This window comes from Sorangium sp. So ce327, assembly GCF_051530205.1.
Lineage (GTDB): Bacteria > Myxococcota_A > Polyangia > Polyangiales > Polyangiaceae > Sorangium > Sorangium cellulosum_B.
This window is the reverse complement of sequence record NZ_CP150330.1, coordinates 6911926-6924459: the sequence shown is the minus strand read 5'-3', so window position 1 is coordinate 6924459 and position 12534 is coordinate 6911926. Positions and strand designations below refer to the sequence as shown.

The window sequence follows — 12534 nt, the reverse complement described above, 5'->3', positions numbered from 1 at the left end:
GCACCATGCGCGAGGGCACGCTGGTTTCCGGCCGGTTCGAGGTGCACCGCCTTGCCGGCGCCGGCGGGATGGGCACGGTCTACCGGGCGATCGATCAGCTGACCGGGCGCCCCGTCGCGCTCAAGGTCGCGCCCCCGGAGCTCGCCGCCCGCTTCCGGCGCGAGGCGCGCATGCTCGAGGCCGTGCAGCACCCGCTCATCGTGCAGCACATCGCGCACGGCACGGGCGACGACGGCGCCCTGTGGCTCGCGATGGAGTGGCTCGAGGGCGTCACGCTCGACGCGCGCCTCCAGGACGGGGCGCTCCCCGTGGCCGACGCGCTGCTCGTCGCGCACCAGATCGCGGAGGCGCTCGCCGCCATCCACGCGATCGGGATCACGCACCGCGATCTCAAGCCGAGCAACGTGCTCCTGCGCGACGGCAGGGTCGACGGCGTCGTCCTGCTCGACTTCGGCGTCGCCCGGGCGGCGGCGTCGACCTCGCTCGTCACGGAGGCCAGCTCGCTCGTCGGCTCGCTCGGCTACGTCGCGCCCGAGCAGGCGCGCGGCGACGTCGAGGTCGACGCGCGCGCCGACGTCTTCGGGCTCGGCGTCCTGCTCTTCGAGTGCCTCGCCGGGCAGCGCCCCTTCGCGGCCGACGACCCGCTCGCCGAGGTGTGCCGCATCCTCCTCGAGGAGGCGCCGCGCCTCGTCGAGCGGCGCCCGGACGTGCCGCCCTTCCTCGACGAGCTCGCCGCGCGCCTCCTGGCGAAGGACCCGGCGGCGCGCCCCGCGGACGGCCGCGCGGCGGCGGCCGCGCTCGCGGACGCGCGCGCCCTGCTCGCGCGCGCGTCCAGCGCGGGCGCGGACGGCGCGCCGGCGTCGGTCACGGACGACGAGCGGCGGCTCGTCAGCGTCGTCCTCGTCGATCTGGGCGCCGCCGACCCGGAGCCGGCGAGCGATCGCGGCGTCGAGCGGATCGTCGCGGACCTCGCCGAGGCGTTCGGCGGCGAGCGCGTGCGGCTCCCGGGCGGCACGCGCATGGTGCTCCTGTCCTCGCAGACCGACGAGGTGTTCTCCGGCCGCGGCGGCGCCGGCACGATGGCCGTCTTCGACCTCGCGGCGCGCGCCGCGCAGTGCGCGCTCGCGCTGAAGGCGCGCCTGCCCGGGCGCCCGGTCGCGCTCGCCACGGGCCGCGCGCAGGTGGGCGAGCGCCTGCCCGCGGGCGACGTGATCGACCGCGCGGTCGCCCGCCTCCGCGAGGCCGAGGGCGACGTGCGCATCGACGAGGTCACCGCGGGGCTCGCGGCGCCGCGCTTCGAGGTGATCGGCGACGGCCCCTCGTTCCTGCTGATGGGCGAGCGCGACGGCACCGAGCCCGAGCGCACGCTCTTCGGCCGCGTCACCTCGTTCGTCGGGCGCGACCGCGAGCTCGCGACGCTGCGCGGCCTCTTCGAGCAGAGCGCCGACGAGCCCGTGGCGCGCGCCGCGCTCGTCCTCGGCGAGGCCGGCATCGGCAAGACGCGCCTCCGCTGCGAGCTCATCCGGGCCGTGCGCGAGCGCGACGCGCGCGCGTCGGTCTACGTGGCGCGGGGCGACCCCCTCGGCGCGGGCGCGCCGTTCGGCATGCTGGGCGAGATCGTCCTCGCGGCCGCCGGCTGCCTGCCCGGCGAGGCGCTCGAGGCGCGCCGCGCCAAGATCCGCGAGCACGTCGCGCGGGCCCTTCCCGCGCCGGCCGACGACGCCCCGCGCGTCGCCTGGTACCTCGGCGAGATCGCGGGCACGCCGTTCGACGACCCCGACGCCGAGCCGCGCGCCGCCCGCGGGGACGCGGTCGCCATGGGCGATCAGGCCCGCCGCGCCGTGCTCGAGTGGCTCGCCGCGCGCTGCGGCGAGGGGCCGGTCGTGGTGGTGCTCGAGGACATGCACTGGAGCGATCACGCCTCGGTCGCGGTGCTGGACGAGGCGCTCCAGGCGCTCTCGGATCGCCCGCTCCTCGTGCTCGGCTTCGCGCGCCACAGCGTGATGGAGACGTTCCCCGGCCTCTGGGGCTCGCGCGGCGTGCAGCACATCAAGCTCGGCGCGCTCAGCCAGCGCGCGGCCGAGCGGCTCGTCCGCAGCGTGTTCGGCGAGGAGCTCTCGCTGCCCGAGGTGGCGCGGCTCGTCGAGCACGCCGACGGCCACCCCTTCTTCCTCGAGGAGCTCATGCGCGCGCGCGCGGAGGGCCGGAGCGACATGCCGCCCACGGTCGTGGCGCTGATGCACGCGCGCATCGAGGCGCTGCCGGCCGAGGCGCGGCGCACGCTGCGGGCGGCGAGCCTGTTCGGCGGCAGCTTCTGGCCGGACGGCGTGCGGCAGCTGCTCGGCGCCGGCACCTCGGCCGAGTCGCTCGACCGCTGGCTCAAGAGCCTGCTCTCGGAGGAGCTCGTCGCCCGGCGCGGCGTGTCGCGCTACCCCGGGCACGACGAGCTCACGTTCCGTCACGCCCTCGTGCGCGACGCCGCCTACGGGATGCTCACGGACGGCGATCGCACCGCCGGCCACCGGGCTGCGGCGCGCTGGCTGCGCTCGGTGGGCGAGACCGACGAGCGGGTGCTGGCCGAGCACGCCGAGCGCGGCGGCGACGCCCCCACGGACGCCGAGGGCCTCGTCGCCCGCGGCCCCGCGCAGGATCGCGGCGGCGGGGGAGGGGGAGGACAGGGGCGCCCCCCGGAGCGCAAATCAGAGCGTGAACGGAACGAAGCGCGAGGGGGCCAAGGTTGATGAACAACCATTGACGTGATAACCCGCCGCCCGGAGCAGTGAGCATGGATTCTTCTGACCTGGGCGCCGTCGGTCCTTACGAGCTGCTGTTGCAGCTGGCCAGGGGCGGCTCGGCCGAGGTCTTCATCGCGCGTCGCGCCTGCGCTGCAGGCGGAGGGGACGCGGGTCCGGAGCGCGGGTCGCTCGTGGCGGTGAAGCGGATCCGGGCCGATCTGCGGTTCGAGTCGAGCTACGCGAGCATGCTCTTCGACGAGGCGGGCATCGCGTCGCGCGTCGAGAGCCCCCATTTCGTTCCTGTCCTCGGTTACGGTCTCGACGAGGGCGCGCCGTACATCGTCATGGAGCTCGTCGTGGGGGTCACCCTCAAGCACCTCACCCGGGCGCCCGGGGCGCTCGGGGTCGGCGACGCGATCGAGCTCATCGCGCAGGCCGCCGAGGGGCTGCACGCGGCGCACGAGGCGCGCGACAGCTCGGGGGAGCTGCTCCAGGTGATCCACCGGGACATCTCGCCATCCAACATCCTTGTCGGCGTCGACGGCCGGGCGTCCATCTGCGATCTCGGGCTCGCCTATGCCCTGCGCCGCACGACGCGGACGAAGACCGGGATGGTGAAGGGGAAGCTGAGCTATTTCTCGCCGGAGCAGGCGAACGCGAGGCCGCTGGATCGGCGCTCGGACGTGTTCTCGCTCGGGGTCGTGGCGTGGGAGGTGCTGGCGGGCAGGCGGCTGTTCGCCGGCGGCAACATGGTCTCGACCCTCCACGCCGTCCTGGAGCGCGAGGTGCCGCCGCTCTCGACCGAGCGCGAGGGCGTGGGCCAGCCGGTCACGGCCGCCGTCGCGCGGGCGATCGAGCGCGATCGCAACGCGCGCTGGCCCACGGCGGCCGATTTCGCGCAGGCGCTCCGGGCCGCAGCCGAGGAGGAGGGGCACGCGGCGTCGCGCGACGCCATCGGCGCGCGCGTCGCCGAGGTGCTCCCGCCGCCGCTGAAGCCGCTCGCGCCGTCTTACGTCTCGGGCGGGCTGTGCGTCACGGAGGAGATCGTCGCTGCCTTGCAGTCGATGCGCGCGGCGGGACCGGTGGGCGAGGGGGAATCGGGCGGGCTCCTGGAACAGCGGCAGCCCTCGCGCGGCTGAGCCCGCTGCTGCGGTTCCGGCGTCCGCGGGGAGCCCGGAACCTGGGTATTCGCTCAACACCACGACCCGGAGGATCAACACCCTCCGTGCGACGTGGTCGTTGGTCGTGAACGTGGTCGTGGTCGTGGTCGATTACGACACGGTCGTAAACGTGAACGTTCCGCCGCAATGCTTGGTCGACGGAGGGGAGCGGGACGACGGAGCGAGACGTTCACGACCGAGCCGTCGACGACCACGACCACGTTTACGTTTACGTTGACGCTGACATTGATGACCACGGTTCGGCGGCTGCTGTTGACGCGGCGCTCCGGAGGACCGCTTGCCGGCCTTGTCCTTCCTCGGGTTGGCGGACGCGCGCGGAACGGTCGATAGGCGTTGACATCCGGGATGTGAGCGTTCACATTGCAGAGGTATCCTTTCGCTTTGCTCTGGGTGGGTCGCCATGCGTATCGCGAGTTTCGTGGTCGGGTATCGGGTCGATCCTGGTGCCGGTTACGTTCGATCGTTGCGCAGAGGATTGCCGAACGACGGCGGTCGGCGCTTCGCCAGGAGTGAGCCACCGGAGAACGCGACAGACCTCGGTTGTTCCACGATTGTCGTGAAAAATCATGGACGCTGCTCACCGGTAGCGTCGGTGCGCAGGGGGTGGTCCGCGCGAGCGCGGCTACCTCGATGGTCGTGTCACCGCAATCCACATACATCTCGTCATCGTCGTCGCTGATGCCTGCATTGTGAGTCGTTTCCTTACCATCCCGACAGGAGGCCACATGGCTTTGATGACGAGAGGCAGAGGCGGGTGATGGAGGAGCAGTTCACGATGTTCTGGGACCACGAGAACGCCAAGGGCATCACGCTCTGGGGCCACATCCATGGCACGACATGGGTGAGGGAGTCGGGCCTCATCAGGGGCGGCCAGCCGCGCCCCGCCATGCAGTGGTCGATGGATTTTCTCGGCAGGTAGTAGAAATTTCTTCAGGCCGAACTGGCCACGAGCTGTCGCGATACGGGCGAGGGTAAACACCAGATCCCGCCTGCGCTCCACTTTAGCGTGCCCACAGCGGGCGAGGAGAGAGAACATGGTTAGGCCCTCAGATCATGAGAAGGCGCTTCCTCTCCTGGGCTCTCGGTTAGCTGTCTCGATCGCGTTGATCGTGGCCAGCGGCTGCACGGGAGACCTGGGCGGGTTTGGCTCCAAGGATTCCACACCGAACGACCCGAACGACCCGCCGAGCACCTCGACGGGGACGGGGACGGGCACGGGCCCGACGGACCCGGCCGCTTGCGAGGACGGCACGGTGTACCCCGGGCGAGCGCCGCTGCGGCGGCTGACGCGCTACGAATACAACAAGACCGTCCGCGACCTCCTGGGCGACACGACCGATCCAGCCATTTCGCTTCCGAGCGAGGATGTCGGGAACGGCTTCGGCAATGACGCGGACACGCTGTCGGTCTCGGGCCTGCTCGCCGAGCAGCTGGGCACCGTCGCGGAGGGCGTCGCCAAGCGCGCGACCGCCACCCCGGAGGCGCTCGCGAAGCTCGACCCTTGCGCGCGCGGCGTGACGGCGGAGGGCGAGGAAGCGTGCGCGCGCACGATCATCGAGCGACTCGCGCCGCTCGCGTACCGGAGGCCGCTCGCCGACGGCGAGGCGAACGAGCTCCTCGGGCTGTACAGCGCCGGCCGGACGGACGCCACGTTCGACGTCGGCATCGCGACGGTGATCGAGGGGCTGCTTCAATCGCCGGATTTCCTCTACCGCATCGAGTTTGGCGCGCCCGACGCGGAGCGCCCCGACCTCCGCCGGCCCACCGGCGACGAGATGGCGACGCGCCTATCGTACCTGCTCTGGGGCACGATGCCCGACGAGAAGCTGCGCACGGCGGCGCAGGCGGGTGAGCTCTCGACCAAGGAGGGCGTGCGCGCTCATGCCGAGCGCATGCTCGAGGATCCCCGGTCGCGGGCCACCGTCCGGTACTTCTTCGACAACCTGCTCCCCATCAGCAGCCTCGCGGATCTCGAGCGAAAGGCGGAGTTGTTCCCGACCTTCTCGCGGACGATCGGCTCGCTCCTGCACGAAGAGACGCAGCGATTGATCGAGCACGAGATCTTCGAGGAGAACGGCACCTGGGCGTCCGTCTTGACGGCCCCGTACTCGTTCATGAACGGACCTCTCGCGGCGTTCTACGGCGTCTCCGGCGTGACGGGCGACGAGTTCCAGCGGGTGCAGCTCGACACGACCCAGCGCCTCGGGCTCCTCACCCAGGCGGGCGTGATGGCCGGGACGACGCACTCGAACAACACGAACCCCGTGGTCCGCGGCGGGTTCGTGCTCGACAAGCTGATGTGCCAGAAGATCCCGCTCCCCACCGGCGACATCCTGGAGAGGGTGAAGCCGCCGGATCCGTACACCGGCGCGACGGCGCGGGATCGCTTCAGCCAGCACAGCAAGGATCCGGTCTGCGCGACGTGCCACCAGTTCTTGGATCCGGTCGGGTTCCCGCTCGAGAACTACGACGCGGTCGGGCTGTTCCGCACGACGGAGAACGACGTCCCGATCGACGCGAGCGGCGCGGTCCCGGGCACGGACATCAAGGTGAACGGGCCGGTCGAGCTGGTGCAGGGGCTCGCCCAGACCGAGGCGGTGCAGAACTGCTTCGCGACGCACTGGGCCGAGTACGGCTATGGTCTCACGCTTCGCGCCGGGGACGCTTGCACCAAGAAGGCTGTCACGGACGCCTTCAAGGCGTCCGGATACAATGTAAAGCAGCTCCTGATCGAGCTCACGCAGACGGATGCCTTCCACTACATGGCTGCCCAGGAGGAGTGATGGTTATGTCGAACTTTCGTATGAGCCGACGTGCCGTGCTGCGCGGCGCTGGCGCCATCGCCATCGCGCTCCCCTGGCTGGAGATCATGGGCCCCGAGCGCACGGCGAGCGCGCAAGCCACCCCCGCCAAGCGTTTCCTCAGCGTCTACACGCCGGGCGGGACCGTGCTCAACCGCTGGCGGCCGACCGGCAACGAGACGAACTTCACCCTGGGGCCCATCCTGTCGCCGCTCGCGCCGGTGCAGGACAAGCTGATCGTCGTCGACGGCCTCGACATGAAGAGCGCGATCGGTGAGCAGCACCAGGCCGGGATCATCGCCTGGCTCTCGGGCACGACCCAGGCCCCGAACGGCGGCTACGGGGGCGGACCGTCCGTCGATCAGGTGATCGCCTCCCGGATCTCCGCCGGTCAGAAGGCGAAGGCGAGCATCGAGATCGCGGTGCGCTGGGCGACGGGCAAGTCCCACGGCCTGCTGTCACCGATGAACTCCGCGAATTTCGAGAGCGCCGCGCCGTTCAGGCCGATCCCGCCGCGCCTCGATCCGACGGAGATCTTCACCGAGCTCTTCGGGACGCTGGATCCCAGCGCCGGCAACGACGCCGCCCGCCGGCTCGCGCGAAAGAAATCGATCCTCGATTTCCTCGACGGGCGCTACTCCGCCCTGTCCTCGCGGCTCGGCGCCGCCGACGCGCAGAAGATCGACCAGCACCTGACGAAGATCCGCGAGATCGAGAAGAGCCTCGACAGCGTGCCGGTCGAGACGAGCGCGTGCAAGGCGCCGACGAGGGTCGACACGTCCGACTACAACCCGCGCACGGGGCTCAACGCGGACAACGACGGCAAGGTCAAGGACACCTCGACCGACGCGGCGATCCCGAAGGTCGGCAAGCTGATGATGGACATGATGGTGATGTCGCTCGCCTGCGACATCACCGCGGTCGGCACGCTGCAGTGGAGCGACACCGAGGCGAAGCACACCTTCCCCTGGCTCAACCTGAGCGAGCACCACCATTTCTACCAGCACGACGGCGGCTTCAGGGCGGCCGAGTGCGAGCGCATCTGCAACTGGTATTCGCAGCAGCACCTCTACCTCCTTCAGGAGATGGCGAAGATCGACATGGGGGGACACTCGCTGCTCGACGAGAGCGTCGTCTTCTTCGGGTCCGAGCTCCAGGATCCGCCGAGCCACAACAAGTCGAACATGCCGTTCTTGCTGGCCGGCGGCGGCGGAGGCCTGCGCGCTGGACGCTGGCTCCGGTACAACAATCGCCCGCACAACGATCTGCTCGTCTCGATCTTGAACCTGTTTGGCGACAGCCGGAACACGTTCGGCGACCCGAAGTTCTGCACCGGGCCGCTCACGAACCTGACGTAGCCGTCGAAAGGCCGGAGCGCCGGCCGGCGCGAGCTCAACGACGCCGGCCGGCGCTCCTCGAGGTACTGGCCGGCGCCGTCACGCGACGCGGCGCGAGCAATAGGGTCGCGGGGGGAAGGCGCGACCGCGACGTCGTCTCACCGCAAGAGGTCGCCGATCGCCCCGTACCAGACGTTCGCCACGCGCACGTAGCCGGCCTCGTTCGGGTGGTTCCTGTCCGGGAGCTCCGCTGTCGGAAATCCGGTGTGCGTTCGCCTTTCGATTTCAGCGGAGGTACGGACTCAACGCCTGGAACCAAACCTCGGCCATGCGGTTATACCCTGCCTGGTTCGGGTGGAGATTGTCGGCGAAGAGGGACTGCTTGTAGTTCGTGTCGTTGGTGAACGCTGTGTACATGTCCACCAGCACGATGTGCTGCCCCTTGCTGACGCGCGTCGAAACCAGGTCGGGCATGGCCGCGTTGTAGGCCTTGACGGCGTTGTTCGTGCCGTCCGTTCTCGTCGGCACGATCTGCGCGAGCACCACGAGGATGTTCGGATCACGCATGAAAATCGAGTCGAGCAGCTTGCCCAGGCGATTCGGTGCGTCCGCAAGGTTGATGTTGCCGTTGATGTCGTTCGTTCCGATCATCAACGTAATGATGTTGGGCTTGTAATTCGGAATGCTGGTGCCCACGAGCTTCGCGATGCCGTTGTTGCCCTCGATCGTCCAGCCGCCGTGACCCTCGTGGTCCCTCGGGAACGTCACTCCGTCCACCATGGGCACGCTGTAATCATTGGCGGAACCGACGAAGGTGATGTCGCGGTTCGCTTCGAGCGCGAGGTGGAACAGCGGGGCGCGGTAGCCGCCGGCGACGTTGAAACCCTGCGTGATTGAATCGCCGAAGGGCATGATCTTACAGGGGCCGCTCGCCGGGCAGGGCTGGAATGCCGGGCCGCCGCCCGCGCCAGCGCTGCCCCCTGCACCTCCGTCGCCCGCGGTACCTCCGACACCGTCGGATGCGCCGCCCATGCCACCCGAGCCCGCTCCGCCGGCGCCCCCGGTGCCGCCGTCGCCGCCCGAGCCTGCCGAGCCGCTCGTGGCGACTCCCCCTCCAGCGCTCCCGCTGGTCACGCCGCCGCTCGTCGCCCCCTCGCTGGTCGCGCCCGTCGTAGCGCTTGCGCCGGGTCCGGAGCTGGTCGACGTCGCTCCTTCCGGATCATCGGAACACCCGCTGAACATCGCCACCAGCGCGGCAGTCCCCACCAGCGTGGCCCACCTCGAGCGGCGCGGTCTCCGGATCTCCGCATCGTTCCGCTCGCGCGACCCACACAGCGAACCATTCTCTTGAACCATACGCATCGCATTCCTCCGTCCCACGCACGCCGAAGCGGAGAGCCGCAGGATGCGAGCTCCGCTGCGCCGTCGGGATGATCGACCGAGAGCCGCCGAAACGACACGCGACGCCCTCGCGACCTCGCCGTTGCTCGCGTCCGCGACGACCAGGCGAATGGAATCGGCGCAGAGGGCGAGCCCGAGCCCAGGGACGAAGGGCCGGCGCGAACGACGGCCTGTTCAGGGCAACGCGAAAGGAAACCCCGAGGCGCAGAGTGAGCGTTCACACTGCTGGTGTCAAAGAAAATGGACCGGCGGCGGCCTTCGAGCACGGCGGTCACGCCCGGCGCGTTCGCGAGCGTCGGGGCGAGCTCGTCGCCGGGTCGCGCGCTTTAGTCCCCGCGCGGGGGAGGGGTCTCGGCCTCTTTAGGATGCAGCCATGGCGCGCTTCACCGGGCGACGCGCGGGCGCTCCGTGGGCCGGAGCGCGTAGGCGATGCCGCTCTGCAAGGTGCCCGTCGTGACGATGCCGGTGAGGTCCGCGCCGAGCTCGATCAGGGCGCGCGCCACCTCGGGGCGGATGCCCGTGAGCACCACGCGCGCGCCGAGCATCTGGGCGGCGCGCGCGGTCCGCGTCAGCGCATCGGCGACGAGCGTGTCGACGGCGCGAACGCCGGTGATGTCCAGGATCGCGGTGTGGGCGCGCTGGCTGCTGATGCCGGTGAGCAGCGTCTCCATGATCTGCCCCGCGCGCGCGCCGTCCACCGTCCCGATGAGCGGCATGGCCAGGACGCCGTCGGCGAGCGGGATGAGCGGCGTCGACAGCTCCCGCAGCGCGTCCTGCTGCGCGGCGATGATCTGCTCCTGCAGCGCGGCCCGCTCCGCCTCCGCGCGCCTCAGGTCGGTGTCCTCTCTCACGACGCCGCCGACGCCGACCAGCTCGCCGCGCTCGTTGCGAACCGGGAACTTGACCGTGGAGAAATAGAAATTCTCGCTGCCGTAGTCCAGGACCTCCTGGTACCGCATGGCCTGGCCGCTCTCGAACACCTCCCGTTCCTTCGCCACGATCCGGTCGGCGACGCCGGGCGGCGTGGCGCCGAACTCATGCTCGTCCTTGCCGAGGAACTCGATGGCGTGCCGCCCGAGGGCCCGCGCATAATGGCGGTTGACGAACACGTAGCGCCCCTCCGCGTCCTTGATGAACATGACGTTCGGCGAGTTGTCCACGAGCTGAAGGAGCATCTGATAGCGTTCGTGCAGCAGGCGCTCCCTCTGCCTCGGATCGTCGCCTTCATCCACGATGGCCGCGATCTCTCGGACGTCGCCTCGCTCGTCGCGCAGCACGGCGTAGGTCCACCGGCAGGTGATCTCGTTTCCCTCTCTCGTCCTGCCCGCGCTCGTGGTCGTCGCGAAGAGGCTCTCGCCAGGATCGTGGTTGAACGCCTCCACCTCCTCTGGCGACACCGGATCCGCGGCCACGAGCTCGGAGAGCCGGCGGCCCACGGCCTCGCCCTCGCTCCAGCCGAAGAGGTACGCCGCGGCGTCGTTCCAGCGCGTCACGGTGCCATTTTGGCGCCAGTGGATCAGCGCCGGCACCTGCGTGGCGCCCAGAGCGAACGGAGCGTCGAGGTACGCCGCCGCCGCGCTGGCCAACCCTCTCTCGCGCCCGAGCTCGCCGCGCCGACTGGCCAGCTCATTCTCCAGCTCCTCGACGCGCGCGCGCAGCGCCCAGCACGCTGCCTTGTAGTCAATCTCGCCATCGATGCGCGCGGACACCCCGCCGGGCGCGAGGCCCCCGTCGAGCTGGCAGGGCCCGCCCGCCGTGCTCCCTGCGTCCGAGTCGTGGTCCCCTCCCGACCCCCCATCCCCGTCCGCGCGTCCGAACGGTCCGGAGGTCCGCTCGCCCCTGTCGCGACCCATGCTCGCTCCTCCGCGCGCTGATCCACGAGCCCGCCGCCCGAGTCTGGGAGCGCGGGTCGCGCGCCGCACGTCAGTCCATGTTCTTCGACTCGATGGTCCATGCCCGGTCGGTGCACAGGCCGCAATTCGCGCCGACGAACATGCCCTTGCCGGTCGCGCCCATGTCACCCTTCAGCTGCCAGCCCAGCCAGGCGACGCCGACCTTGCCGAAGACTCCGCCGTTGTCCTGGCCGTAGGTGCCGCCGTGGCCCACGTTGGTGCTCGCAAGGACGGCGGGCACGTCGCGGGTGTTCCGGTAGTCTCGGGTCCCGTTCGGGTAAGCGACGTCATCGGGGCCGCCGAGGATGAACGCGATCGGCGCGTGGAGCGCGTCGAGGATCTTCTGATCGGGGTTGATCATCCCGCTGCTCCAGATCACCGCGGTCGTCACGCGCGGGTCACCGGCGGCACCCTCGGCCATCAGTCCGCCGCAGGACCAACCCATGACCGCGGTCTTGTCGGCAGCCAGGCTCCGGTAGTACTGGCTGCACGCTCGCCCGTTCTCCTTGATGGCCCAATCCAGGGACTCGATCAAGGGCTTCCCCATGGCCTTGTAGTCCTCGACCATGGGCCTCGATCCGGAGCCGTTCGGTTCGCCATCGGAGATCACCAGGTACCCGTGCGACGCGAGCTCGCCCAGAAAATCTGGGTTGGTGGTGCCGTTCAAGGAACAGGCGCCCTCTCCCCAGGCAACGATCGGGTACCTCTCGGCGCCGCCCAGGTCCTTCGGCCTGTAAATCGTGCGGCCAGACAGACCAGGATCCTTCTCGACCACGACCTCGTGTGAGCCGGTAAACGCGGCCCCCATGGCTCTCACGTTGACCGGCGTCGGATCGGGGGTCTCGTCCGCGGGGTCACACGTCGCCGCGCCACCGGCGCCTGCCCCCGCGCCACCCGCTCCTGCCCCCGCGCCACCCGCGCCACCGTTGCCCGTCGCTCCGCTGGAGCCGCCCGCCCCTCCGTCGGAGGCGCCCCCACCCGCTGTGCCGCTGGTCGCGCTCACGTCGCCGCCGCCGCTGCCCGCAGCGCCTGTGGTCGCAACGCTGGCGGAGCCGGTGGAGCCGGCAACTCCGCTCGATCCCGCCGGGGTGCCGCTGGTCCCCGAGGGCAGCGCGTCGTCAGCACCGCAGCCGAACAGGATGACGGCGATGGCCGCTGCCATTCCTCGCGTCATTGCTTGCATCAAG

The 12534-nt window shown here is 70.5% G+C and carries 8 protein-coding genes; 5 read left to right on the top strand and 3 right to left on the bottom strand.

Annotated elements, in window-relative coordinates; genetic code table 11:
- The first annotated feature begins 5 nt into the window (after positions 1-5).
- The 5 genes from WME95_RS25825 to WME95_RS25805 all read left to right on the top strand — a co-directional run bounded on the left by WME95_RS25825 (position 6) and on the right by WME95_RS25805 (position 8075).
- Positions 6-2741, top strand: a complete 2736-nt coding sequence (locus WME95_RS25825; RefSeq protein WP_437902069.1) for a protein kinase domain-containing protein — start codon at positions 6-8, stop codon at positions 2739-2741.
- Positions 2742-2785: 44 nt separating this feature from the next.
- Positions 2786-3874: a serine/threonine-protein kinase gene (locus WME95_RS25820; protein WP_437902068.1), complete on the top strand. Its 1089-nt coding sequence runs from the start codon at positions 2786-2788 to the stop codon at positions 3872-3874.
- A gap of 799 nt (positions 3875-4673) precedes the next feature.
- Positions 4674-4835 (top strand): hypothetical protein, encoded by a 162-nt coding sequence (locus tag WME95_RS25815; RefSeq protein WP_437540677.1) that lies wholly within the window; start codon positions 4674-4676, stop codon positions 4833-4835.
- A gap of 190 nt (positions 4836-5025) precedes the next feature.
- Positions 5026-6699 (top strand): DUF1592 domain-containing protein, encoded by a 1674-nt coding sequence (locus WME95_RS25810; protein ID WP_437911029.1) that lies wholly within the window; start codon positions 5026-5028, stop codon positions 6697-6699.
- 20 nt (positions 6700-6719) lie between these two features.
- Positions 6720-8075, top strand: coding sequence for a DUF1552 domain-containing protein (locus tag WME95_RS25805; RefSeq protein ID WP_437902067.1), 1356 nt, complete (start codon positions 6720-6722; stop codon positions 8073-8075).
- A 264-nt stretch (positions 8076-8339) separates the two neighbouring features.
- Here WME95_RS25805 and WME95_RS25800 read toward each other — a convergent pair whose 3' ends face one another.
- The 3 genes from WME95_RS25800 to WME95_RS25790 all read right to left on the bottom strand — a co-directional run bounded on the left by WME95_RS25800 (position 8340) and on the right by WME95_RS25790 (position 12509).
- Entirely contained in the window at positions 8340-9410 is a 1071-nt protein-coding gene (locus tag WME95_RS25800) for an SGNH/GDSL hydrolase family protein (protein WP_437902066.1), read from the bottom strand.
- Between the two features lie 428 nt (positions 9411-9838).
- Positions 9839-11308 (bottom strand): PAS domain-containing protein, encoded by a 1470-nt coding sequence (locus tag WME95_RS25795; protein WP_437902065.1) that lies wholly within the window; start codon positions 11306-11308, stop codon positions 9839-9841.
- A 70-nt stretch (positions 11309-11378) separates the two neighbouring features.
- Positions 11379-12509, bottom strand: coding sequence for a poly(ethylene terephthalate) hydrolase family protein (locus WME95_RS25790; protein WP_437902064.1), 1131 nt, complete (start codon positions 12507-12509; stop codon positions 11379-11381).
- Positions 12510-12534: the final 25 nt, after the last annotated feature.

Bases quoted from the DNA above. Each gene is read 5' to 3' on its own strand.
- WME95_RS25825 (WP_437902069.1), top strand. From the start codon at position 6: ATGCGCGAGGGCACGCTGGTTTCCGGCCGGTTCGAGGTGCACCGCCTT.
- WME95_RS25805 (WP_437902067.1), top strand. From the start codon at position 6,720: ATGAGCCGACGTGCCGTGCTGCGCGGCGCTGGCGCCATCGCCATCGCG.
- WME95_RS25815 (WP_437540677.1), top strand. From the start codon at position 4,674: ATGGAGGAGCAGTTCACGATGTTCTGGGACCACGAGAACGCCAAGGGC.
- WME95_RS25795 (WP_437902065.1), bottom strand. From the start codon at position 11,308: ATGGGTCGCGACAGGGGCGAGCGGACCTCCGGACCGTTCGGACGCGCG.
- WME95_RS25800 (WP_437902066.1), bottom strand. From the start codon at position 9,410: ATGGTTCAAGAGAATGGTTCGCTGTGTGGGTCGCGCGAGCGGAACGAT.
- WME95_RS25820 (WP_437902068.1), top strand. From the start codon at position 2,786: ATGGATTCTTCTGACCTGGGCGCCGTCGGTCCTTACGAGCTGCTGTTG.
- WME95_RS25790 (WP_437902064.1), bottom strand. From the start codon at position 12,509: ATGGCAGCGGCCATCGCCGTCATCCTGTTCGGCTGCGGTGCTGACGAC.